The 25,058-nt window shown below is 39.4% G+C and carries 26 protein-coding genes; 9 read left to right on the top strand and 17 right to left on the bottom strand.

Annotated elements, in window-relative coordinates:
- Positions 1 to 43: 43 nt before the first annotated feature.
- The gene (locus I2483_RS09465; protein WP_207175545.1) at positions 44 to 514 is read right to left on the bottom strand and encodes a DinB family protein; all 471 of its coding nucleotides are present in this window, start codon (positions 512 to 514) and stop codon (positions 44 to 46) included.
- A 9-nt stretch (positions 515 to 523) separates the two neighbouring features.
- Positions 524 to 1,744 (bottom strand): MFS transporter, encoded by a 1,221-nt coding sequence (locus I2483_RS09460; RefSeq protein ID WP_207175543.1) that lies wholly within the window; start codon positions 1,742 to 1,744, stop codon positions 524 to 526.
- 580 nt (positions 1,745 to 2,324) lie between these two features.
- On the opposite strand from I2483_RS09460, the gene I2483_RS09455 reads away from it, so the two are divergent.
- Positions 2,325 to 3,239, top strand: a complete 915-nt coding sequence (locus I2483_RS09455; protein ID WP_207175542.1) for a 2-dehydropantoate 2-reductase — start codon at positions 2,325 to 2,327, stop codon at positions 3,237 to 3,239.
- 199 nt (positions 3,240 to 3,438) lie between these two features.
- Here I2483_RS09455 and I2483_RS09450 read toward each other — a convergent pair whose 3' ends face one another.
- Positions 3,439 to 4,041, bottom strand: coding sequence for a YitT family protein (locus I2483_RS09450; protein WP_207175541.1), 603 nt, complete (start codon positions 4,039 to 4,041; stop codon positions 3,439 to 3,441).
- Between the two features lie 179 nt (positions 4,042 to 4,220).
- Here I2483_RS09450 and I2483_RS09445 point away from each other — a divergent pair, with 179 nt between their 5' ends.
- Entirely contained in the window at positions 4,221 to 5,816 is a 1,596-nt protein-coding gene (locus tag I2483_RS09445) for a catalase (RefSeq protein ID WP_207175540.1), read from the top strand.
- A gap of 595 nt (positions 5,817 to 6,411) precedes the next feature.
- Here the strand turns inward: I2483_RS09445 and I2483_RS09440 are convergent.
- The 3 genes from I2483_RS09440 to I2483_RS09430 form a co-directional block, all read right to left on the bottom strand.
- Positions 6,412 to 6,774, bottom strand: coding sequence for a glyoxalase superfamily protein (locus tag I2483_RS09440; protein WP_207175539.1), 363 nt, complete (start codon positions 6,772 to 6,774; stop codon positions 6,412 to 6,414).
- A gap of 225 nt (positions 6,775 to 6,999) precedes the next feature.
- Positions 7,000 to 7,839 carry an aldo/keto reductase gene (locus I2483_RS09435; RefSeq protein ID WP_218624919.1) on the bottom strand — a complete coding sequence of 280 codons (840 nt, stop codon included), beginning with the start codon at positions 7,837 to 7,839 and terminating at the stop codon, positions 7,000 to 7,002.
- Between the two features lie 67 nt (positions 7,840 to 7,906).
- Positions 7,907 to 9,106, bottom strand: a complete 1,200-nt coding sequence (locus tag I2483_RS09430; protein ID WP_207175538.1) for an MFS transporter — start codon at positions 9,104 to 9,106, stop codon at positions 7,907 to 7,909.
- A 193-nt stretch (positions 9,107 to 9,299) separates the two neighbouring features.
- Here I2483_RS09430 and I2483_RS09425 point away from each other — a divergent pair, with 193 nt between their 5' ends.
- Entirely contained in the window at positions 9,300 to 9,671 is a 372-nt protein-coding gene (locus I2483_RS09425; RefSeq protein ID WP_186669811.1) for a winged helix-turn-helix transcriptional regulator, read from the top strand.
- 53 nt (positions 9,672 to 9,724) lie between these two features.
- Here the strand turns inward: I2483_RS09425 and I2483_RS09420 are convergent, their stop codons facing one another.
- The 5 genes from I2483_RS09420 to I2483_RS09400 form a co-directional block, all read right to left on the bottom strand.
- Positions 9,725 to 10,942: a cation:dicarboxylate symporter family transporter gene (locus tag I2483_RS09420; RefSeq protein ID WP_207175578.1), complete on the bottom strand. Its 1,218-nt coding sequence runs from the start codon at positions 10,940 to 10,942 to the stop codon at positions 9,725 to 9,727.
- A gap of 134 nt (positions 10,943 to 11,076) precedes the next feature.
- The gene (locus I2483_RS09415) at positions 11,077 to 11,382 is read right to left on the bottom strand and encodes a DUF4870 domain-containing protein (protein ID WP_186669809.1); all 306 of its coding nucleotides are present in this window, start codon (positions 11,380 to 11,382) and stop codon (positions 11,077 to 11,079) included.
- A 63-nt stretch (positions 11,383 to 11,445) separates the two neighbouring features.
- Complete coding sequence (gene nagZ / locus I2483_RS09410; RefSeq protein WP_207175537.1) at positions 11,446 to 12,687, bottom strand: beta-N-acetylhexosaminidase; 1,242 nt, start codon at positions 12,685 to 12,687, stop codon at positions 11,446 to 11,448.
- A gap of 24 nt (positions 12,688 to 12,711) precedes the next feature.
- The gene (locus tag I2483_RS09405; protein WP_255550374.1) at positions 12,712 to 13,107 is read right to left on the bottom strand and encodes a DnaJ family domain-containing protein; all 396 of its coding nucleotides are present in this window, start codon (positions 13,105 to 13,107) and stop codon (positions 12,712 to 12,714) included.
- 16 nt (positions 13,108 to 13,123) lie between these two features.
- On the bottom strand, positions 13,124 to 13,357 hold the full coding sequence (locus I2483_RS09400) for a hypothetical protein (protein WP_186669805.1): 234 nt from the start codon (positions 13,355 to 13,357) through the stop codon (positions 13,124 to 13,126).
- 154 nt (positions 13,358 to 13,511) lie between these two features.
- On the opposite strand from I2483_RS09400, the gene I2483_RS09395 reads away from it, so the two are divergent.
- On the top strand, positions 13,512 to 14,789 hold the full coding sequence (locus tag I2483_RS09395) for an erythromycin esterase family protein (RefSeq protein ID WP_207175536.1): 1,278 nt from the start codon (positions 13,512 to 13,514) through the stop codon (positions 14,787 to 14,789).
- An 86-nt stretch (positions 14,790 to 14,875) separates the two neighbouring features.
- On the opposite strand, the gene I2483_RS09390 is transcribed toward I2483_RS09395, so the two are convergent.
- From I2483_RS09390 to I2483_RS09375, 4 genes are all read right to left on the bottom strand, one after another.
- Complete coding sequence (locus I2483_RS09390; RefSeq protein ID WP_207175535.1) at positions 14,876 to 15,208, bottom strand: ArsR/SmtB family transcription factor; 333 nt, start codon at positions 15,206 to 15,208, stop codon at positions 14,876 to 14,878.
- On the bottom strand, positions 15,209 to 15,634 hold the full coding sequence (locus I2483_RS09385; RefSeq protein ID WP_207175534.1) for an SRPBCC family protein: 426 nt from the start codon (positions 15,632 to 15,634) through the stop codon (positions 15,209 to 15,211). It lies immediately after the preceding gene.
- Between the two features lie 147 nt (positions 15,635 to 15,781).
- The gene (locus I2483_RS09380) at positions 15,782 to 16,264 is read right to left on the bottom strand and encodes a PaaI family thioesterase (RefSeq protein ID WP_207175533.1); all 483 of its coding nucleotides are present in this window, start codon (positions 16,262 to 16,264) and stop codon (positions 15,782 to 15,784) included.
- Between the two features lie 50 nt (positions 16,265 to 16,314).
- On the bottom strand, positions 16,315 to 17,034 hold the full coding sequence (locus I2483_RS09375) for an AAA family ATPase (RefSeq protein ID WP_207175532.1): 720 nt from the start codon (positions 17,032 to 17,034) through the stop codon (positions 16,315 to 16,317).
- A 124-nt stretch (positions 17,035 to 17,158) separates the two neighbouring features.
- Here I2483_RS09375 and I2483_RS09370 point away from each other — a divergent pair, with 124 nt between their 5' ends.
- From I2483_RS09370 to I2483_RS09355, 4 genes are all read left to right on the top strand, one after another.
- Complete coding sequence (locus I2483_RS09370; protein WP_207175531.1) at positions 17,159 to 17,602, top strand: hypothetical protein; 444 nt, start codon at positions 17,159 to 17,161, stop codon at positions 17,600 to 17,602.
- Positions 17,603 to 17,895: 293 nt separating this feature from the next.
- On the top strand, positions 17,896 to 18,201 hold the full coding sequence (locus tag I2483_RS09365) for a hypothetical protein (protein ID WP_207175530.1): 306 nt from the start codon (positions 17,896 to 17,898) through the stop codon (positions 18,199 to 18,201).
- 109 nt (positions 18,202 to 18,310) lie between these two features.
- The gene (gene pepF, locus I2483_RS09360) at positions 18,311 to 20,128 is read left to right on the top strand and encodes an oligoendopeptidase F (protein ID WP_207175528.1); all 1,818 of its coding nucleotides are present in this window, start codon (positions 18,311 to 18,313) and stop codon (positions 20,126 to 20,128) included.
- Positions 20,129 to 20,324: 196 nt separating this feature from the next.
- Positions 20,325 to 21,491: a pyridoxal phosphate-dependent aminotransferase gene (locus tag I2483_RS09355; protein WP_207175526.1), complete on the top strand. Its 1,167-nt coding sequence runs from the start codon at positions 20,325 to 20,327 to the stop codon at positions 21,489 to 21,491.
- 541 nt (positions 21,492 to 22,032) lie between these two features.
- Here the strand turns inward: I2483_RS09355 and I2483_RS09350 are convergent.
- Positions 22,033 to 22,953 carry a PhzF family phenazine biosynthesis isomerase gene (locus tag I2483_RS09350; protein WP_207175524.1) on the bottom strand — a complete coding sequence of 307 codons (921 nt, stop codon included), beginning with the start codon at positions 22,951 to 22,953 and terminating at the stop codon, positions 22,033 to 22,035.
- Between the two features lie 253 nt (positions 22,954 to 23,206).
- Between I2483_RS09350 and I2483_RS09345 the strand changes: the two genes are divergently transcribed.
- On the top strand, positions 23,207 to 24,196 hold the full coding sequence (locus I2483_RS09345; RefSeq protein WP_207175523.1) for a YpdA family putative bacillithiol disulfide reductase: 990 nt from the start codon (positions 23,207 to 23,209) through the stop codon (positions 24,194 to 24,196).
- Positions 24,197 to 24,234: 38 nt separating this feature from the next.
- Here the strand turns inward: I2483_RS09345 and I2483_RS09340 are convergent, their stop codons facing one another.
- The gene (locus I2483_RS09340) at positions 24,235 to 25,032 is read right to left on the bottom strand and encodes an ABC transporter permease subunit (RefSeq protein ID WP_207175522.1); all 798 of its coding nucleotides are present in this window, start codon (positions 25,030 to 25,032) and stop codon (positions 24,235 to 24,237) included.
- Positions 25,033 to 25,058 lie beyond the last annotated feature (26 nt).

Genomic DNA, 25,058 nt, shown 5'->3' with positions numbered 1-25,058 from the left:
ATGTAAAAGCCAATTGGAAAAACCATTTATTTTCACAGTACACTTATTCGAACAACTGAATCTTCAAATCCATACCGTAACAATGGACAAGCATTGAATGCAACTGCCCCCTATGATGGTACAGATGGGCCACTATTTCTAAAAGCCATTCAAATCGCGAATACGTTGTTCCCCAATAAGAAGTCATTTCCTCATGTAATTCTTCCTTACTAAACTCCATAAACCTCTCTTCCATAAAAGCGTAATTACTTAACAACGCCTCTTTAATTTCTATTTTCGAAGTCAATGAAACCGTTGAATAATATGTAATCATTTCCTCATGATTCCTACCATCAGAGATATAATAATCCGCTCTACAAATTGTCGCTATATGTCCTAATAACTCTCCAATCGAATGCTTATTGGCTGTAGGTCTTTGTTGTAAATCATGTTCATCCAAGCCATCCACTAGTTCAACGAGGGAATCGACCGCAATCCTTATCTGATGCAATGTGTGATTACAATAACTATTCATTTCTCCTCCTTAAGAAGCGGTTTCTGCTGTTATTTTTTGATCGCGCGGAAGCGCCAATCCTACAAGTCCAATAATAGGGAGGAATGAAACAATGATCATCGTCGGGTAAATCCCGATACTATCCATCATTATTCCGATGACAACCGAACCGATTGCTCCCATACCAAATGCCAGGCCAACAGTCAGCCCTGCCATCGTCCCAATTTTGCTTGGTACTAGTTCTTGAGCATAAACAACCGTCACCGAAAAGCTTAGCATAATGAAAAAACCAATTAACATCAGTAACACTGCTACAGCCCATAATGGAGCGTATGGGAGCAGTAGGCATAACGGTATCGGCACTGCGAGCGACAGAACAATTATGTTTTTTCTTCCAATCTTGTCTGCCATCGGTCCGCCAAAAAATGTGCCCACTGCACCAAGTGCAAGAAACAGGAATATATAGAGTAGTCCTTCTTTATCTGATATGTTATATTTCTCCACCAAGTGAAAGATGAAAAAGCTTGTAATATTCGTAACGTAAAATGAACGTGCGAAGATGATGACAAGAAGTAAGCCTAGTGCTATCCCTATTTTCCTTTTCGTCAAATTACCAATAGAAGATAGTAGTACTTTTTTTCGATTGTTTAATTTCTCCTGTTCCAACTGCTTTTTATACCAGGCAGATATTTTCATCAAAATAAAAATACCAAGTGCCGCGACAAGTAAGAATAACGCTGCCGATTTTTGGCCATAAGGAACTAATATGTACGCCCCAATCAACGGAGCAAGTGCCTGACCAGAGTTTCCACCTACTTGATAGATGGACTGGGAAAGCCCCCGCTTCGATCCAGCAGCCATAAATGAAACTCGTGATCCTTCTGGATGAAAAACAGCGGAACCAAATCCAAGCAACATGACAGATACAATTAGTAGCCAATAGCTCGGTGCAAAAGCGAGTCCTCCTATGCCAACAAGCGAAAACACCATTCCAAAAGGAAGTGCATAAGGTTTTGGCTTTCGATCGCTTAAATACCCGATAACCGGTTGCAACACAGATGCAACCATATTCAAAGCGAAGAAAATGAACCCAAGTTGAGTAAAGCTGAATCCCCTATCCCTTACAAGAACCGGAAACATTGCAGGAATGACAGATTGAAGCGTATCATTCAACAAATGGACGCCGCCAATTGCAAACATGATTGGATAAACGGGGTTTCCTAATGCGGATGAAATTTTTTCTTCGGCCATTTGATTTCCGCTCCCTTTTTTTGACGTTGATAACTTAATAGGCTAAGTATATCAAAGACTATGAATAACCGGATGTTTAATAAAGCAAAAAAATGATTTAGCCTATCTATGTCGATATACTTAATTCAGAATCGTGTTTCTATACTTTTTAGACAGGTTTTTTAATGGACCCATTGTCCCTAATTTATTGGAACTGACAAATTCAAACTAAAGAAATGAGGAAGTGGGATGGAAATGAAAAAAGTTCGATATGTGACTTAGAAACTGGTATATGCGGAACCGGGGGCGACACTGAAATGAAATTTATCGATCTCTCTACACCTCAAAAGAAGGTTAACTTATATAGTAAAGAAAAAGAAGAGGATATATCCGTGAGTGAACAATTCTCCAATATTGATTAAGAAACAAATGAAGTTCTTGACAATAAATAGATTACGATTATTGGTTAAGGCTAAATGATGGCAATTAGGACATTCAAGTCTCGTCGTGCCACCGTTTTTCATTTCACGCAACACAACGTTTCTAATAACTCTGATTAATGTATACTAGAGTTTATCATACAAATGCGGGGGGATTTTACGTGAAGATATTAATCGTCGGGGCGGGAGCAATCGGAGGTTATTTCGGGGGAAGATTAATAGAAAAAGGGGAGAACGTTACTTTTCTTGTCCGGGCAAAGCGTAAAGAAGCGCTTGAAAAATCCGGCTTAACTATTGAAAGTGTTAACGGTAATATGAAGTTCATTCCCAAACTGATCACGTTAAACGACATTGGGGAGAAATTTGATGTAGTCATCATTTCAACGAAGTCCTATCATCTTACACAAGCAATTGATGATGTCAGTCTATTTGTTAAAGAGGACACGATTATTCTGCCACTTTTGAATGGTATCGGCCATCTTGACCAATTAGTCGATGCTTTTGGTGAACATGCAGTTATAGGGGGCCTGTGCTTTATCGAGACAACACTTGACGAACACGGGACCATCCTTCAAAAAAGCCCACTCCACCAACTTGTTTACGGCGAAAGATCCGGTGAAATCACACCCCGGATCGAAAAATTAAAATCGGTTTTTAATGGAGCAAACGCTTCATTTGACCTAAGTAAACAAATCACTCAAGAAATGTGGCACAAATATTTGTTCATTACAGTAATGTCTGGTGTCACTTCAATTATGGGATCCTCTATTGGACCTATCATGGAACTTGAATCCGGGCGTAATACGATTGCCTCACTTTTGGAAGAACTCGGCACAGTAATGAAAAAGATCGGTGTACCTATACAAGATACAATTACGAGAGACCTATTCACTAAAATAAGTACTATGCCGTATGACATGAAATCATCGATGCAACGAGACATGGAAAAATCCCTTCCATTAGAAGCTGATCATCTGCAAGGTTTATTATTGCAACATGCAAAAACGCATGGCATTCCCACCCCGACACTGGAAACAATTTATACCAAACTAAAGATTTACGAAAAACAAGACTGACAAAAACAAGACCGAGTGAGGTACACTTGGTCTTGTTTCCCTGTTAGCTTTTTTAGTCTCAATGATTCAATTTGTTAATCTGTATGCCCCCACTCTCCTTATTGAGATTCTCCGTGACATTTCGGAGTTTCGATGTAATACTTTTAAACTTCATAATTATTCTTCAAGTCATTTCTTACTATCAATACGGGCGCTATCCCTACACTTTTACATTTATATCTTTTCCAGATACCGATACAATCAAACTCGTTGTGAGCCCGACAATGAACACCGTCGTAAACGACAAAACCAAATTAACGGAAGGGATCAATAAGCTTCCCATTGAAACAATCAGTACATCGATACAAAAAATCACAAAACCTGTATTAATGCCTAGTTTTCTAGCGATCATTTGTGCAAGTAAATCGGTTCCCCCAATACTAATGTCTTGACGAAGCATGATGCCGACTCCTATACCAATAAATATTCCGCCACATATTGCGCTCATTAGAGGACCAGTCACCAATTCCCTTCCAATCACATTCAGTGGATATAACAAATCTATAATTAGGGATGAAAACAACATGCCGTGGATTCCGTTATAAAAGAATGAACGGTAATACTTCCAAGCCAACATAAAAATCGGAATGCCTACGATAAGAAATGTTAGCCCTACTTTGACACCCATCGAATAATGGATAATTAGACTAATACCAATCGCACCACCATCCAACAACTCGAATGGAACAAGAAATGCATTCACACCAATTGCGATTAATATACTTCCCATAAATATCGTCAATGCCTTTTGCAATATGTACACAAGACCCCACCTATTTCACTTACTTTATTGATGTATATGTTTGTCTCCGGCATTTCTTCACTCATTCACGACATTCATTTTCAAAATAAACTAAAACAGGAATTAATTCCTTCGATATTGAGCAGAGTGGGATGAGATACCCTATTCAAGATGAATTTCATTAAAGAGGAGGTTTTTATTTGCCTGAAAGTTCAACCACTAACAACTCGAATGATGAACAAGAAGACACATTGACGAATAGACAGGGACATCCTATTACAAACAACCAGAACCTAAGGACAGTCGGCAATCGAGGTCCTGCTGTTTTAGAAAACTATGATTTTCTAGAAAAAATCAGCCACTTCGACAGAGAACGAATTCCTGAACGTGTTGTCCATGCGCGTGGTGCCGGCGCGCACGGCTATTTCGAAGCTTACGGAACAGCTGGTGACGAACCTGTGTCGAAGTATACACGCGCAAAACTATTTCAGGTGAAAGGCAAACAGACGCCTGTATTCGTCCGCTTTTCATCCGTTATTCATGGTGGTCACTCACCTGAAACACTCCGTGACCCCCGTGGATTTGCTGTTAAGTTTTATACAGAGGATGGGAACTGGGACCTTGTCGGAAACAACTTGAAAATTTTCTTTATCCGTGATGCCATCAAGTTCCCCGATATGATTCATGCTTTTAAACCAGACCCGATTACGAATATTCAAGATGGCGAACGCTTTTTTGATTTTTGTGCCAGCTCTCCCGAATCATTCCATATGGTGACATTCGTTTATTCGCCTTGGGGCATCCCCGCCAACTATCGTATGATGCAGGGCTCCGGTGTCAATACGTATAAATGGGTGAACCAAGAAGGCGTTGCAGTACTTGTCAAGTATCATTGGGAGCCCAAACAAGGTATTAAAAACTTGACCCAACAAGAAGCAAGTGAAATCCAGGGAACAAGTTTCAATCATGCGACACAAGATTTACATGATGCGATCAAAGATGGTGATTATCCCGAATGGGAGTTACTTGTCCAAATTATGAGTGATGATGAGCATCCAGATCTCGATTTCGACCCGCTTGATGATACAAAATTATGGCCGGAGGATCAGTTCCCTTGGCTACCTGTCGGAAAGATGACCTTGAACAAAAACCCTGAAGATTACTTTACTGAAGTAGAACAAGTTGCATTCGGTACAGGTGTGCTTGTTGATGGTCTTGATTTTTCTGATGATAAAATGCTTCAAGGGCGCACTTTCTCTTACTCTGATACGCAGCGTCATCGCGTTGGTGCCAACTATTTACAGCTACCCATTAATTCTCCAAAAAAACGGGTCGCAACAAATCAGAGTGGTGGACAAATGCAGTATAAACTTGACCGAGTTCCGGGTCAGAATCCTCATATTAACTACGAGCCGTCGATCTTGGGCGGATTAAAAGAGGCGGAACAAGATGGAATAGAATACACCCCCTATATTGAAGGTAAACTTGTGCGGGAGTCGATTGACCGACAAAGCAATACAAAGCAAGCTGGAGAGACATATCGTATGTTCGAAGAATGGGAACGAGCAGATTTAATATCAAACTTAGTATCAGATCTTACAAATTGTGACCAGCGCATTCAAGATAAAATGATGGCACTTGCTGAAGAAGCCGATGAAGAATACGGGCGCCGTTTACGTGATGGCTTGGCACAAGCATCAACAAAAGGGTCGAGTCAAAAGCCCCTCGGAAATAGAGATGGCGATCAAGCCCCTGATGAAGCAGTGAGAAAAAGCCATGACGCCAATCCATATTAATAAAACAACTCACCCAATGGAGTAAATCCATTTGAGTGAGCTGTTTTTTTCGGACTATTTTTTTCACTCCGATATTTATAGAGTAATGTCTTCTTTGCTTATTTTAGCAAAGATAATACAAGTAACATTGAGGTACCATATTGAAAGTGACACTTCCTTAAATTTGAAAATGAAAAAATGCAATAGAGAATGATTTAAGAGCTAAAATTGCAACTTTGGCTACTTTCTTTAAGTGGAAAAGTGTCTATTCATTCGTTCCCAGAGGCTTAAGCACTTAGTGGACCTGACCTTCGGAGAGCTACGGATGAACGAACGGCCACAATCCGTTTAGCGAAAACCGCTCGGCATGCAGAACCACTTGCCAGGCAGTTCGTTCATAAACAATGACACCTTATGTGTCGCGCCAAACGCTAAGTTACCTGCAATCCTTGATAATTCGGAAACAATCAAGAAGAAGTTCCCGACGTATAAAAGACCACAATCTATCGACAACGCCATACAAATCATGCAACATTCCGATCAAATCTTAAATTCCTACAGAAATAGTAAATAATGAAAAGAGGGTTTTCTTCGATTGAAGAAAACCCTCTTTTCATTATTTCTCCTCAAAAAAAACAATACGATTGCTGAATGGATCGCCAACTGTCAGTTCCCTTGTTTGCCATGGAGTTGTTTCAATACCAGGACGTGCGTATTTATATTCTTTCGAATGAAGCATTGTATGAAGGTCTTCGACATTTTCAATCGCAATTCGGATTGCAGCTCCTGGGCTACAATCCCCATGATGTTCTGAAAGATGAATTTTACAATTTCCGTTTGACACCTGCATATACAATGGCATGTTCTCCTCAAATCGATGTTCCCAATCTACAACAAATCCTAAATAGTCAACGTAAAATTCTTTCGCTTTCTTCTCATCAAATATTCGAAAAATCGGCGTGATATTCTTACACTTCATACATTACGCTCCTCTCTAATCCATAAAGTTATTTATCTGCAATATGCTACCGCTAAACATGATTCAGTATATACATCGCACAATAGCCAGATTATTCAATACTATACCATAATATATTACAAATTCAATCTAATCATGTGTCAATAACTTCAATTCCCATCAGCAAACATTACCGGGCAAAGCAAGTCCCCTATCCTCGTTCAGATGATAGGGGACTTGCTTTAATTAAAAATCAAAGTTATCCGGATCCGGACCAACTCGATGATTCTGATTCAAACTATCGATGCGTTTCATGTCATCTGCCGTTAATTCAAAATCAAACACGGTTGCATTTTCAGCAATACGATGTTCTTTCGTTGATTTTGGAATTGTGATGACGCCATTTTGTAAATCCCAGCGTAAAACAACTTGGGCAACCGATTTTCCATATTTATCAGCGATTTTTTGAAGATCTGTGTTATCCAGCAATTGTCCTTGCATGAGCGGCGACCATGCTTCCAATTGAATATCCTGCTGTTGGCAAAATGCTTGCAGTTCTTTTTGTGTCAAACGTGGATGGTACTCCACTTGGTTCACCATTGGTTTAATTTCCGCATCCTTCATCAAGTCTTCAAGATGATGAATTTGGAAATTACTTACGCCAATTGCTTTAACCCGTCCTTCTTTATAAAGCGTTTCTAGCGCTCTCCATGCCTCTTTATATTTCCCTGCTACTGGCCAGTGAATAAGGTATAGATCTAAATAATCTACACCTAGTTTCGTTAAACTCTCTTCATATGCTGCAATTGTTGATTCGTAGCCCAACTCTGAATTCCAAACTTTTGATGTGATAAATAGATCTTCTCGCGCAATACCTGTTTCTTCAATCGCCTCACGAATACCTTGTCCTACGCCAACCTCATTGCCGTAAATCGCGGCTGTATCGACACTACGATAACCATGTGCAATCGCAGTCTTCACTGCATTTACTAATTCTTGACCTTCTTCAACTTTAAATACACCGAGACCCAGCCAAGGCATTTTCGTACCATTATGCAACGTTGTTGTCGATTGTAAGTTTTTCATTATTTAATGTCCCCCTATTTTTTAATTAAAGTTGTGCTACGGATTATACTGTTCCAATCACCCCCTTTCAGGATTGGTTAATCCTTTGCTGATCTTTTCTTTCTAGCGCCCGACTTACGCCTGTTAATATGGCTGCAATCAGTACCATTGTCCCTCCAATCCAAGCCGTATGAATGAGCCCAATCGAATCGGTAACCACTCCACCTACGTACGCACCCATCGCAATTCCGGCATTAAATGCGGCAATATTCATAGCAGAAGCAACATCTACTGCACTTGGGACAAAACGTTCGGCTAACATGACGACATACACTTGAAGTCCCGAAACGTTCATAAATGCAAACAAACCCATGAAAAGTATTGTTACTAAACCCACAACCTTAAATGGAGCTGTAAATGTCAATATGAAAAGCACAATTGCTTGCGCAATAAACATATAAAAAAGCGAACCAATCGGATTTTTATTTGACAGCTTTCCGCCAATCATATTACCAATTGCAATCGCAATTCCGTAAACAAGTAAGATGATTACGATGGTTCCTTGTTTAAATCCTGTTATCGTCTGAAGCAACGGAGATAAGTATGTGAATACGACAAATGTTCCTCCGTACCCTAGTGCTGTAATAGTCAATACCAGCAATATCCGGCTATTTGTTATGAGCTTAACTTGGTCCCGAATCGTTGTCGGAGTACTTTGACGTAAATCCGATGGAACAAGAATACTGTTCGCAATAAACCCTATAACCCCGATGACAACAATCGCTACAAAAGCAAAGCGCCAACCAAATTGTTGCCCTATGAATGTGCCAAATGGAACTCCCGTAATCGTAGCAACAGTAAGCCCTGTAAACATAATTGAAATCGCACTTGCTCTACGATTTTCAGGAACTAAATCAGCAGCAATCGTCGATCCAATTGACATAAAAACACCATGTGAAAACGCGGATATGACACGGGCCACAAGCAAAATGGTAACACTAGTTGCACCCGCTGCAATCCCGTTTCCTACGATAAAGACTATCATAATCCATAACAATAATTTTTTCCTTGGCATTCTTGAAGTAAGCGATGTTAATAATGGGGCACCTATCATCACACCTAACGCGTACAGGGAAACAGTTAGTCCGGCCGTTGTCACCGATATGTCTAAGTCTTGAGAGATCAACGGCAACAGCCCAACACTAATAAATTCCGTTGTTCCTATTGCAAATGCACTGACAGCTAATGCAAGTAGCGCAAACATACTTCTCTTTTTATCTAAAGTCATTATTTTCATCCTTCCTATTCCCATGTTGCATGATTGAATTTGAGTAGAGCATAATTAGATTACTCGTGCAATTCACCTGCAAATGTTAGTATGAGTCACAGGGATTAAAAAGAAAAGTACGCACTTTAAAGTACTATAGGCACCAAAAAGTTATATAGGTACTTTTTAGTACCCTAAGCTGAGGAGGATAACTATGACAAAAAAGAAGTATAATATATCCGTTGAAGCAACATTGGAAGTAATTGGGGGAAAGTGGAAATGTGTTATTCTTTGCCATTTAACACATGGTAAAAAAAGGACGAGTGAATTGAAACGGCTCATGCCTGACATCACACAAAAAATGCTCACGCAACAATTACGTGAGCTAGAAGCAGATGGCGTAATTAACCGGATTGCCTACAACCAGGTTCCACCTAAAGTAGAATATGAATTGAGTGAATATGGTTTAAGTTTAGAGGGCATATTAGATTCTTTATGTGCATGGGGGAACGTACATATTACGAAAGTATATGGAGATAAATTTTCCGTTCTAGAAGATAGCATTTTAAACGATAAACTGAAATAATGAACCGGAGAAAAAGCGCCTTCTGCAATTGCGGAGGGCGCTTTTTCTGTGCTTCAATCGCTTGGAACAACTTCAATTTGATCTTTTTCAGTGCCTGCTACCACAACAGCTGCGGATGCATCCCCTACAATATTCACGGTTGTACGCATCATATCCAAAATCCGATCAATACCTGCGATAAGCGCGATTCCTTCGAGGGGCATATTAACCGAGGTTAGAACCATCGCCAACATAATCATACCAGCACCCGGTACTCCAGCTGTTCCAATTGAAGCTAAAATTGTGATTAAGACAATGGTTAAAAGTTGAGTGAATGACAAGTTTAGATTGTAAAATTGTGCAATGAAGACAACGGCAACACCTTGATAAATGGCTGTCCCATCCATATTAATCGTTGCACCAAGCGGAAGAACGAAGCTCGAAATTTTATTTGGCACACCTAGGTTTTCATTCGTATTTTTAATGGTTACTGGTAATGTCCCAGCACTACTTGCCGTACTGAAAGCGACAAGAGCAGCAGGTGAAATCCCTTTAAAAAACTTGATGGGACTCATCTTCCCCAAAACCTTTACAGCAGACGAGTAAACAATAACTGCATGGAGGATGCAGGCAATATATACGGCTGCTATCACTTTTACAAGTGGCAAAAGAACTGCTAATCCATACTGACCGACAACTGGAGCGAGCAATCCGAGAATCCCTAGTGGTGCAACTTTCATAACGATACCGGTTATTTTATACATTACTTCTGCAAAACCTTCAAAGAAACGGTAAACCGGTTGTGCTTTTTCCCCAACAAATGTTATGGCTAAACCGATGAACAATGCGAAGAAGATGATTTGTAATATATTCCCTGCAGCCAAAGCAGTAAACGGATTTTCCGGAATAATGTTCAAGATTGTTGTAATGGCGCTTTGTGGTTCTTGAGTAGCAGCTTCTGGAATAGTTAATCCTTCTGTCGATATCGTAATTCCTTTACCAGGTGATATCGTAAATGCGACAGCCAATCCTATAATGATTGCAATTGCCGTCGTAACTAAATAATACGAAATCGTTTTAACACCGATTCTCCCGAGCTGTTTCGGATCGGACGTTCCTGCAACACCTACAACTAATGTCGAAAAGATAAGCGGAGCAATGATAAATTTAATTAACCGTAGAAACAGATCGCCAAACGGCTTCAAGAAATCAATGGAGCTACCAAAGATACTGCCTAAAATAATAGCCAAGACGAATGCGATAAAAATCTGCGTGACAAGATTAAACTTGATTTTCATTTTCCTCTCCCTCCTTCTTTTTTTTGCTTACACCATCTTATACAAGTCTAGCCATCAATATGAAAGTAAAAAGACGCACTTCGTATGAAATAACTACGAAACGCGTCTTTATTTTATTGATAACATTATTAAATCCATCTACCTACAATCGGATAATTGTACTTTTCGTCATTTAGTGCTTTGACAATTGCTATGATTGGAACAATCAACCACATTAAACCGAATCCAATTAGCATTGGAATCCCTACAATTACAATAACAAGAATCGTAGAAACAACAATCAGTGCTCCCATGACCAGTTGGAATAAGATTGCTTGTATCGCCATCCTTTTGACCTCTAAATCATCAATAACTAGATAAATGATGAACGGTACCAAAAACGGCATGAAGAAAGCACTGGCATGAACTAACACTTTTAATCCTTTATTCTCCATATAATAATCCTCCCTGGCTTTTCTAGTATCTTATTATACGGATGAGAGCGCGGGAAGATTCATTTATTTCAGCGGGAGCTTGTCGTACATTTCTTTAACTTTATCCACATCTACTTTTTCATGCGCTTCATCTGATACACTATATTTCTCTTTAAGCGTTAAAATCCGTTTCACACTCTCATTAAGCCGTTCTTCTGTAATTTCTCCTGTTGCAATAGCCTTTTTGAGCGCTTTGAAGGTATTTATTTGACCTTCATAATTGCGAACCACAAGTAGCAGATCACTTCCCGCGATGAAGGACTGAACAGACGCTTCAGGGATTGTATAGTCATTCTCGATTGCCCCCATTGTCAGGTCATCCGTTATGATGACACCTTCAAACTGCATTTGGTTGCGAAGTAATCCCGTGATAATAGCTTTAGACATTGAGGATGGATAATCAGGGTCGAGTGCCGGGAATAAAATATGAGCCACCATTACAGCATCTGCACCTTCTTCAATCGCCTTTTGAAATGGTACTAGCTCTACGTTACGGAGTTCTTCCAAAGTTGTTTCCACTTTTGGCAACGACTTATGTGAATCAACAACCGTATCACCGTGCCCTGGGAAATGCTTAACGACAGGAATAATGCCATTGTCCATCATTCCATGCATCGTCGATATGCCTAGCTTAGCGACTTGATAGGGATCCGATCCGAATGAGCGATCTCCGATAACCGGATTTCTCGGGTTACTATTAACATCCAATACAGGTGCAAAGTTTATGTTATAACCGAATTCGGAAAGCACCACAGCTAAATAGGCTCCTGCAAGATAACTCACTGATTCATCATTGAGTTTACCGATTTCCGCACTCGGTGGTAGTTTAGGAAGACCGGCGGGCAGTCTAGAAACACGTCCTCCTTCTTCATCAACAGAAATAAATAAAGGACTTTTATTGGGTTCATTCGCTTTTTTAATGTCATTAATAAGCTGTAGCATTTCAGTTGTCGTCGCTACATTTCTACCCATAATAATGACGCCACCAACATGATAATTACGGATGAGGTTATCCATCTCACCAGAATACGAGGTACCTTCCACACCAATCACTAGTAATTGCCCGACCTTTTCTTCCAACGTCATTTGGCCAATCATTTCATCTATCGGTGACGTGGTAACCTTGGGAGACTTTACTACTCCCCCTTTTTCAGGTGGTATAATCATCGTTGGTATAGTTTCACCTTTCTGTTTTGATAGAAAACACCCCGGCATCAATAAAATGCAACAAACGACGAGAAAAATGAACTTATAATCACGATTCACTGTCACTCCCCTTTTCTCATTACTTCATTTCCACCAATCAATCGCAGCTTCAATATTGCTAACCGACACCGATCCTTTCTGCATAGGGGCTGGACAAGATTTATTGTATTCAAATACCTTTTCGTTTAATTTTTCTATTCGCGATTCCAATACTTTTGCAGTATCTGTCGCATGAATAGCTGCAATTGCGATTACTTCATCGCGAATATCGTGCTGTAGCTTCAGCCAATGTGGTTTATAACCGGCATCTTTAGCAATCCGTTGAAAATGTTGGAATGTATCACCTGAGAAATATTCCTGTGGCAGTGGTTTCCCTTGTCCCGCCAAATTATCCATACCACCTTTTTTTGTATACTCTTTTAAAATATCGCCAATCAGATCGTTGTATGGTGGGTTTAATTTATCATCGCTCATTCTCATTCACTTCCCCCTTACTCTATATTTTTATTATTTCATTTTTCCCTGAAGTATAATCCAGCTTCATTTGTTCCAATTCGATTTTCATCTTTTCAGTTTCCATGATGAAGTTTTGCTGTTTTAGTTTTTCTAGTTCAATTTCATCGCGCATAAATTCCCCTTTGATTTTCACAATTCTTCTCTGGTGATCGGTAATAATTGCAATGATCGGCACACTCATCACAAGACCAACTATAATAACTCCCTCTAGCATCTCAATCGCCCCTTATTCATGTAATTAGTTTAATTGTACATTATCTCAATTGTCTGTCATACATTTTCAATTCATTTTGTTCAACTTTCACAGGGTACAATACGAATAATTGGGCATACTTCCATAATACGTTACACGAAATGAGGTTATCCAATTGAAGTTCACCCTTGAGGAAGCCGTTAACAATTATGCACTCCCTTTTCAATCTGATAAGGATCTTTCAACTATAATCGAAGCCATAGGTGATGCAAAAATCGTCTTATTAGGAGAAGCAAGCCATGGGACATCGGAATTTTACAAAGTCCGCGCTAGGTTGTCTAAAATGCTGATTGAACAGAAAGGCTTTTCAGCCATCGCGGTCGAAGGCGATTGGCCTTCCTCTCAACAGGTTAATCGTTACATAAAAGGCTACAGTGAAAGTAAAGGAAATGTCCAAGAAGTATTGAAAGCTTTCGGCAGATGGCCAACGTGGATGTGGGCCAATGAAGAGATTGCGGAGTTTATCGACTGGTTGAAAATGCATAACGATAAAATGATTCCTGTTAAAAAAGTTGGGTTTTACGGAATTGATCTATATAGCCTTTGGGAATCAATGGAGGAAATTATCCGTTACTTATCAGAATCCAATCCTGCTGGTGCGGATCTTGACCTCGCTAAAAAAGCGTTTTCCTGTTTTGAACCTTTCAACGGCATGCCGGATCATTATGCAATTTCCACAGCACATTTTTCACAAGTGTGCATTGACGAAGTGAGTGATTTATTATCGTCCATTCGTTCGCATACTAAACACTATGAAGACAGACAGGAAACCACATTAAATTTAAAAGTGAATGCACTCGTTACTAAAAATGCAGAAGAATATTACCGCGCCATGCTTAAAGACAATGCACGTTCCTGGAATATTCGTGATGAACATATGGTTGAAGCGATTAATGAAGTGATGAATCATTATGGAGAAGATGCAAAGATCATCGTTTGGGAGCATAATACACATATCGGAGATGCCCGTGCAACAACAATGCAGGAGGACGGAATGCTCAATGTGGGCCAACTACTTCGAGAACAATTTAAGAAAGATGATGTCTACGCAGTAGGATTCGGGACGCATCGAGGTACCGTCATCGCAGCTAAAGAGTGGGGAGTACCTTACGAGAAAATAGAAGTCCCTCCTGCACGTCAACATTCGTGGGAAGATTTATTACACCAATCAGGCGCTTTTGATAAACTATTTATTTTCAATGAAGAAAATCGTAAATATTTCTCAGGTTGGATTGGCCATCGAGCAATTGGAGTCGTCTATAACCCTGAATATGAACAATACGGCAATTATGTACCGTCTCAAATCGGGAATCGCTATGATGCTTTTATTTTTATTGATCAAACAAATGCACTGGAACCGTTAAAGGTAGGAGTAACGGTTACTGACATATGACATTATGACAGCGGGAATAGAAAAAGCGTGTTGGATGTTAACACGCTTTTTCTTTTTTATTTGTGGAGCTGCTAAAATCAATATAATCATTCTTCGCTTAAATCGCTTTCAACAACATTTTTAAGTGTTGAAAGTTTGTTGTCCCAAAACTGTCCATAGAAGGTAAGCCATGTTTGCAGTTTTTTCAGCGGCTCAGCTTCCAAACAATATAACTTTTCACGACCCCTTTTTCGAGCAATTACAAGCCCAGCCGATTCTAATACATGCAGATGCTTGGTTACGGCAGTTCTACTCATCGTAAAATGGCTACTGATTGTTGAAATCGATAATTCTTCACTTGCGAGCAGTTCAAGCAATTTCCGTCGAGTCGGGTCGGCAATTGCTTGAAAAACATCGTATCGTTGGGGCTCTTCAGCCAATTAGCCTTCAACCACATGTTTCAGTTTTAGTACGAGTCCATCCCATCCGCCGGACATACGTGAACGCACCTCTGCATGTGATTCACCAAATTCTGTTTGATTTGCTTCATTCCATCCCGCATGAATTAGTGTTAATTCAGTTTGACCGTCTTTTTCTTTCAACTCAAACGTAATTAGCCATTCCGTTCCCCACTCGAAAGATAAGCGATTTGGTGGATTCACTTCCGTCACTTTACACACCGAATTGCCCCACGGTCCCGCTTGTAGGATAAATTCTTTCCCTTCAATCGGTTGCATATCATTCGGCATAAACCAAGCACCAATTCCTTCAGCTGTAGCAACATATCCCCAAACTTTTTCCAATGGTGCATTGATAAGTATATTCTTTTTCACTTCGGCGAATTGTTCATTTTCATTAATTGACATATAAATACCTCCCCATTAATAAGTGAAACCAATTGGTTGCATGTTTAACTATATACAACCAATTGGTTTCATGTCAATTTTCAATTTAGAATTCATTAAAAAAGCTGACTGCACGCGGCAATCAGCTTTTCACATTTACATATTCCATTATTTATTCGCAAATGTTGCTGGCATAACAACTGCAACCACTTCCCCTGTTGCAACAACCGTGTCATCCGCAAATACTTCAACAGACACCTTAAATTTCTTGGGATGAATTTCTTCCACTTTTCCAACAGCTTTTAACAATGTTCCTTGCTTAGTTGGTTTCATATAATTCACGTTTAATGACGCTGTTACGAAACGCGGAGGTTCTTCTCCACTGCCTGGCTCATGCCCGTTTTTTCGGTGCAGCGCAAGCGCGGCAGAACCCGTCCCATGACAATCGACAAATGATGCGATTAGCCCGCCATAAACAAACCCTGGGATTGCAATATGTTTCGTAGACGGTTCATAATAGGATACCGTCTCTTCCCCTTGCCACCCTGTTCGAAAATGATATCCATCTTCATTTAAGCGCCCACAACCAAAACACCAAGCGAAATCTTCCGGATAGTCATCTTGAATTGCATGTACTACTTCTTTAGTCATCCCACTCATCCCCCATTCCTACGTAATCATTATAACATTCCGACAATCTATTAATCCTCTAAAATATCTTTCAGAAACTTTTCCCGATGATCCAGGAAATATTTTGTGATCTGATAGTGCTCTGTCATTTCATATTCAGTTTCCTTTATTTCCCCATCATTAAAACTCAAGATTGTCGCATCGGGATAGCCTAAAATTATGGGGGAATGTGTTGCAATGATGAACTGGCAATTTTCATCCCTGACAAGATCATGCATGATACGTAGAAACGACAGCTGCCTTTGCGGTGATAATGCGGCCTCCGGCTCATCGAGTAAATAAATTGCATCTCCATTGAAACGATTTAAAAACAATGACAGGAATGATTCACCATGTGATTGTTCATGCAATGATTTCCCTCCATAGCTATTTTGAGCAGCAGCGCCCAACCCATCAATGTGTGAAGCAAAATGATAAAAAGATTCAGCCCGTAAAAAGAATCCGTTCGTCACTTTCGGCATCCATGACAAGCGAAGATAATCACTTAATGCACTTTCAGACGCATCTACTTCATAGGTATTATTCCTACCTCCCCCTGCCGCATTAAACCCGCATAAATCCGCGACGCCCTCAAGTAATGTCGATTTCCCCGAACCATTTTCCCCAACAAAAAATGTAACACTATTCGTTAGATTTAATTCCGTTAGTGATTGTATTGAAGGAATAGAAAATGGATACTCCTTCTCTGATTGCGTCTCTTTATGAAGAAGCGTTATTTTTTTCAAAAACATTTGATAATACCCCCTTTCTACAAATTTTCCCGTGTGATTCTGCATAGATTATTAATGTACAAGCATGATCCCGTACATCTTCATCTGCGTATACTAAAGAAATGAATTACAGGGGGAATAGAACATGAAAATAAGGGCACTATTATTGATTGCGATTATGATCATGGGCACATATGCAATGATCCAAGTTTTTCTGGGCTATGATAAGAAAGAAATTTTAGCCGTTATTGATCCCACAAAATCTCCATTTAGTTTAATGACCTTTTCGGAACCTTCCCTATCAGGAGCCGCCCCAAAAATTTGGAATGTCAATGATGAGTCTGAAATTGAAAGCTTACTTGAATTCCTTCAAGATTATCACGTTCGGAAATTAAAGCCTAACAAAATCAATAGGGTCGATGACATCAACCAGTTCATTATTAACTTAACAGATAAAAATGGAGACAACTTTAGTATTGTTGTTAATGAGGATTTAATCATCGAGAACTCTTCGCTCTATTACGAAGTCGTTGACGGTCCTATAGACGTGGATTGGATTGTTCAGTTTTTTATCAGCAATAAAATTTAACCATTCCAACACGAGGGCAAGATAGTCATTCTATTCTTGTCCTTTTTAACTTTATACAGAAGTCTCCCACTTCTTTATAAAGTTAAAGCCTCCGGCGGATGTCCCAGATTTTGAAGGGTGTTAATTGAGCAAGCTTAATTCAAAATCTGGACGCAAATACGCTTATTTAAGTGGAGCAATCAAAAAGTCAGCCGCAAATTCAGTAATAAATCGCTGTTCCTTGTCTATATCCCTTAGAATTTTAACACTTCGTATATACTTATAGGAACTGTACTTAAAGGAGTGAACTAATCATGGAATTTAAAAGCATCGATGAACAAGTCATTCAAAAATATCAACAGGATGAGCAGCTGATGATTCGGTTGTTTGTAAAATGGTGTGCTAATAATGAAGTGAATCCGCATGAGTTATATAGCCGTGCATACCCAGACCAACAAGAAAATGAGACGATGAAGACAATAGTTGAGGAAGCTAAATATGAAGAAGAAATCGACATTGATAACGAAACAATGCTGGATGTCCTACAACTTTTCGGCAATGATGATCTCGCTTTTATCCTAACAGATGAAATCGAACGTCTTTCAAAAAAGCACAACTAACACTATTTATCTGAAAGTTGTCAAAAAGGCGATTTATTTTTTACTTTCACTCTATTCTACTATATACTATTATTTAGTTCGACATCCGTAATAAAAGGGAGAGATTTGATTGGTTAAAAGTATGCCGCTACGCTCAGAAGTAAAGACAGAAGAAACATGGAATCTGCAAGACCTTTTCAAAACAGAAGAAGCGTACAATTCTGCAGTAATTGAATTGGAAAAAGAAGTCGATGCATATGCTGAAAAATTCAATGGTAACATTAAAGATGCTAAATCTGTACATGAAGCATTGGAAGGCTATGCGGCTATTTATGAAAAAATGGTTCCAATTGGTACCTACACAAGCTTGTCATCCAGTACAGACCAAACGGATGATGAAGCACAGATGCGTTCAAGCAAGTTTGGTTCAACTGCAGCAAAAATAAACAGCAAGCTATCATTCGTCAACAGTGAACTTTCTGAGTTGCCTGTAGATGTTTTGGAAGATGCAATGAAACAGTCAGGTGATTTCAAAAATTACTTGGAGAAATTGATTCTCAAAAAAGAGTACCAATTGCACCCCGAGGTTGAGAAAACATTAGCTGCATTTTCTTCCACATTTGCTGGCCCATACGGCTTGTATAACACGACGAAAATGGTTGATATGTCATTTGATGATTTTGAAGTAGATGGCAAAAAATATCCGTTGAGCTATGTGTCCTTTGAAGGGGATTGGGAATCAGAAGCAGATACGGACAAGCGCCGCGCTGCATTTAATGCATTTTCCTCAAAATTAAAAGACTATCAGCATACGACTGCAAAAACGTACGACATGCATCTGCAAACTGAAAAGACAACTGCTGATTTGCGTGGTTACGACACAATTTTCGATTACTTACTGTTCAATCAAGAAGTGGAAAAATCTATGTATGACCGTCAAATTGATTTGATCACAAAGGAACTTGCGCCTCATATGCGTAAATACGCGAAACTTCTTCAAAAAGTCCATGGACTTGATAAAATGACATTTGCCGATTTGAAAATCCCGCTTGATCCAACTTACGAACCAAAAATAACGGTAGACGAATCCAAGAAATACATTGATGATGCCCTAGCTATTATGGGTGACGATTATATGAATATGGTAGATCGATCATATAAAGAAAGATGGATAGACTTCGCTCAGAACAAAGGAAAATCGACAGGTGCATTCTGTTCTAGTCCTTACGGCAACCATCCATATATCCTTATTTCATGGACAGGCAGCATGGAAGATGTATTTGTTTTGGCTCATGAATTAGGCCATGCGGGTCATTTCTACAATGCGAACCGGGAGCAAAACGTCTTCAATGCACGTCCTTCCTTGTACTTCATCGAAGCACCATCAACGATGAATGAAATGCTTGTAGCAAACCATTTACTTTCAAATTCGGATGATCCGAAATTCAAACGCTGGGTCATTTCATCCATCGTTGCACGTACGTACTATCATAACTTCGTAACGCACTTACTAGAAGCTGCCTACCAGCGCAAAGTCTACGAACGCATTGATGCTGGCGGCAGTGTTAACGCAGGTGTTTTGAACAACTTAAAACGCGGCGTTCTTGAAGAGTTCTGGGGAGATGATGTGGAAATTAATGAAGGCGCGGAACTTACATGGATGCGTCAGCCACACTACTACATGGGCTTGTATCCATACACATACAGTGCTGGACTAACCATCTCCACACAAGTATCCAAACGTGTCTTGGAAGAAGGACAACCTGCTGTGGACGAATGGCTCGAAGTTTTGAAAGCCGGCGGTACAAAATCCCCTGCTGAACTTTCAAAAATGGCGGGTGTTGACATTACAACAGATAAACCATTGCGTGACACTATTGCTTACATCGGTGACTTGATTGATCAGCTAGTTGTGTTAACCGAAGAAATCGAAGGCGTGAAAAATTAAGTTTGCTTGATTGCTTTGAGGCGAGTCAATCCGATTATGGATTGATTCGTTTTTTTAGTAAAGACAAGATAAAATCCATCCAAATAACTGAATCTAGTATTTATAACTCCTATCTGTATGTAGACATTTTATCTCAAAAGCTATAAGATTCAACTAACATACTATTATGTGACTACTAAGAAAACGAGGTTATTTCATGACAATTTCAAATCGATTAAAAAATTTACCCCCGCACTTTTTTGCATCTCTTGTTCGAAACGTTCAAGAAGCTCTTTCACAAGGGCGAGATGTTATTAACTTGGGGCGAGGAAACCCCGATCAACCGACACCTCCTCATATTGTAAAAGCTCTTCAAGAAGCGGTGGAAGATCCAGCAACGCATGGGTACTCCCCTTTTAGAGGGACCCCCGAATTAAAACAGGCTGTTGCTGACTTTTATAAACGGGAATACGATGTTCATATTAATCCTAAAACAGAAGTAGCGATTCTATTTGGAACAAAACCTGGATTGGTCGAGTTACCCCTTGCTATTATGAATGAAGGCGAATTGCTTTTATTACCGGATCCAGGATATCCCGATTATTTATCAAGTGTAAGCTTGGCAAATATTACATACGACTTAATGCCATTACTTGCGGAAAACGATTTTTTACCTGATTACAATGCACTCTCAGATGAACAAAAAAAACAAGCAAAATTAATGTATTTAAACTATCCAAATAACCCAACGAGCGCAACAGCCACGATTCCATTTTTCGATGAAACGATTGCATTGGCAAAAGCCAATGATATTGCAATTTTGCATGACTTTGCTTACGGGGGAATTGGTTTTGACGGTGAGAAACCCGTCAGTTTCCTTCAGGCAGAAGGTGCAAAAGAAGTCGGAATTGAAATGTACACATTGTCAAAAACCTATAATATGGCAGGGTGGCGTGTCGGTTTTGCCATCGGAAATGCCGAAATCATCGAAGCAATCAGCTTACTGCAAGACCATCTATTCATAGATATATTTCCAGCAATTCAGCGTGCAGCTGCAGAGGCATTATCGGGAAGTCAGGATTGTGTGGACGAGCTAGTATCACTATACGAAAGCCGCCGAAATGTTTTAATTTCCGAATGTAAACGAATCGGTTGGGATGTTATTGCGCCTACTGCCTCTTTCTTCGCCTGGTTACCAGTTCCAAAAGGATATACGAGCGAGTCTTTCACAAAATTACTATTGGACAAAGCAGACATTGCTGTAGCACCGGGCCATGCTTTTGGACAGTATGGTGAAGGCTATGTACGAGTAGGCTTATTGGAAAATGAAGACCGATTAAAAGAAGCAGTAGCACGGATTGAAAAACTCGCTATATTTTCATGAAAAGATAACTAAAATTGGATCTCACATCAAAAAGGCCAGGAATAATCTCCTGGCCTTTTTGAATTAACTATTCATCTATCATTAGAAGCATTGGAAAGAACGAATATCGTTTCGATTTATTACATGATGAATCCAACCACGCCTTCTGCTCCAACGTAACCCAATAATCAATTGTCTCCCTATAAATGTTGGAAAGAACCAAAAGCTGTTTCCATTACTCAACCATATATAGGTATTGCTATATAAACAATTTCTTATCCTACTCGGACCAACTTGCCACGCAGGTATTGGTGGCGAAAAGCCAGGCGGTGGACCCATAGGAACTCCTCCCATTGGTGGTCCAAAATTGTCTTGGTGGTGCCGAAAGCCTTGTTGGTTATGGTCCTCTCCATGCTGATTGAAATACAAGACACAATCCCCTTCTAAGCAACTACTATTAGTATATGGGGATTACTTAGAGCGGTGAAAATAGCTTTAAAACGAGAAATCAAAGCAATTGTACATATAGCTTAAACACTAACTTTCAAAAGAAATACAGCCATTAATTAAAAAAGGATATTCTATTATTTCCAATAGAAAGCTCAAATTCTTTTACAAAAACAGCATTACCAGTAATTTCGATGTCATAAGTCTGATTATTTTTGGTGACTTTGACTTTCACCCTACCATCTTTTCCAATTTCAATACCCTGTTCAATTAACAAGTTTAATTTAGTGTCAAAACTATTTGCTATATTTTCGGCATAATAAGCGCCCATCACCCCTGAAGCAGTGCCTGTCACAGGGTCCTCTACCGTACCAGAAAACGGAGAGGAGAAATGGCGGGCGTGCATATGTGCATCAGGATCAACCGGTTCTAGGCAAAAAGGATGTACAGACGCTTTTGGCATTTCCTTTAATATAGTCGGGAATAGTTTGTTGTTGGGCTTCATCCTATTGAACGCATTACGTTTTTTTATAGGAATTAACAAAGTCCATAAGCCTGTACTTCCATATAAAACCGGTAATTCAGAATCTATATCCTCTTCAACAAGTCCGATTGACATTGCCAAATCTTCTATTGAGCCTTTAAATTCTTCAAACTGTGGAGATGCCTGTTTCATAGTTATGTATAGTTCATTATCTATTGTTGAATGTATCCTTATTGGTAAAATACCTGCTCTTGTTTCAATAGTTAGCTCCGTTTTCTCCCCTAATAACCCTCTAGATTTCAGTGCGTAAATAGTAGCCATCGTTGCATGACCACATAAGTCCATTTCTTCACCTGGCGTAAAATAACGAATTCTAATATCAGCTACATCTGACTTCACAGGAAAAGCGGTTTCATTAAAACCTACATTAAAAGCGACTTCTTGCATTTCTTTTTCTGTTAGGTTATTCCCATCTAAAACGACGCCCGCTGGATTTCCCTTATTCGGTTTATTACTAAATGCGTCGTAATGATAAATTTTCACAGCTTTCATTGTTGATAACCCCCTCTGTATTTTATTCTTAGGCAAAGATACGATTGACACAGACATACTGATGTCTATTGTCAACAGTATGTTGCAAAAAGACAATTAATTAGTTTATATTTTCCCAGTATTTCTTCTTACTCGTTTGAGCATACTGACCGGTAATAAGAAACACTACTTTGTTGCGTTATTCATCATGTAATATTCCTGAAATAGCATTTTTAACCACTTTCACGTGAATTTTAAGGAGGATATTCGTTGTATGTATGATGTTGTTATTATTGGCGGTGGTCCGTGTGGCTTATCGACAGGTCTTGCCCTTCAAGAAAAAGGACTTACTTACGTAATTATTGAAAAGGAGGCGATTGTCAATTCCATTGTCAACTGTCCTTTACATATGACGTTCTATAGTACTTCAGACCGCTTAGAAATTGGCAACATTCCATTCCTATCTCAAGACGTACGCCCCACTCGAACTGAGTTGTTAAAATATTATCGCCTTGTAACAGAAAGGCAGAAAATTAATATTAAGTGCTATCAAAAGGTGAATTCTATCTCAAAAAACGCAGCATCCTTTTCTGTCAATGCAGAAGATCGTAATGGCAACACTATTCCTTACGAAGCGAAGATGATTGTGATTGCAACCGGGATTTTCGATACGCCTAAACAGCTAGGTGTATGCGGTGACAATCTATCGAAGGTGTCCCATTATTATAAAGAAGGCCATCTCTATTACGGACAACATGTTACAGTTGTCGGCGGTAAAAATTCAGCAATTGAAGCTGCAATTGATCTCTATCGTAACGGAGCTTATGTAACACTTGTGCATCGAGGAGAAACTGTCTTAGAAGGTATTAAACCATCCTTATTACTAGATATGCGAAACCTTCTTAAAAAAGGAAATATTGATTTTCACCCCAATTCCAGCATTGCTGCTATTGATGAAACAACCATTCGTATAATTTCTCCCGAAGAAACGATTACAATTCAAAATGACTATGTATTTTCTCTCATCGGATATCAGCCAAATATTTCGATGCTTCAAAGCGTTGGAATTCAAACCGACCTCTCTTCATTAGTTCCATCCTTTAATCCAGAGACTTATGAATCAAATGTCAAGAACGTTTTTCTCTCTGGGGTTGTAACAGGCGGCATTACAAATCGTGTTTACATTGAAGATGGACGCTTTCATGGCACGAAAATCGCTAATGAGATTGCACAACGTCTTACCTATGTCCGAAGTAATTTATAATGATGAAAACTGACGGACTGCAAAAGTCCGTCAGTTTATTATATATGTAAATCTCTTTTTCTATAAAAGACATACGTCGTCAAAATGGATCCTATCATTATTAGGAGTGATATTACGATAATTTTTCCGTCGAATCCGCCATCATGAAGTAAATTCTGTGCTTCATAGTATTTAAATGGTGTTACGTACTTAAGGTCCTTTAGATTACTTTTCAAATCAATTCCAACAGACATAATAAATGTGACCAACAAGATACCCGTTGATATCGGGATAGACAACTTTGGCTTTTTAACAAAGGCCGCAACGGCTGCCGAGAGAAATAAAAAGAGAAGCTGCATCATGAACATTCCACCCATTAATAGTGCAACTTCGGCACTGACGGAGTCTCCTGTGTTATAAAAGTCGACAGAAACGATTGAAGACAGTAGGGTTACGAGATTAAAAACTATGACAATGACAATGGATGCCCCTAATTTAGCCGTAATTACCGTTGTTCTAGAAATAGGCTTCACAAACAAAAACTCCGCTGTTTTATCACGCTCTTCTTTTGATATCATTGTCGCTCCTAACATTGCTGCGTGAATGGACGCCATTATGACTAAATATAAATACAACAACCCAAAGTAACCGTCCACAGTCGCTAAATCCAACGATCCAATCCCCATGAGTGCCTGCAATGACGCTGGCATATCTGCCATTAACTTATTTATCGAATCGCCTGTATTGCTTAATGCCGCATACTTAGCCATACCACTTCCAACGATGAACAATATACCGACACACCAAATAATGAGCGATTTTCGATTCGCTCTCATTTCCCTATTAAAAATGTTCATGGAAATGATCCTCCCTCATATATTTT

The organism is Sporosarcina sp. E16_3 (assembly GCF_017347125.1).
Classification (GTDB): Bacteria; Bacillota; Bacilli; order Bacillales_A; family Planococcaceae; genus Sporosarcina.
This window is presented reverse-complemented; position numbering and strand designations above follow the sequence as displayed.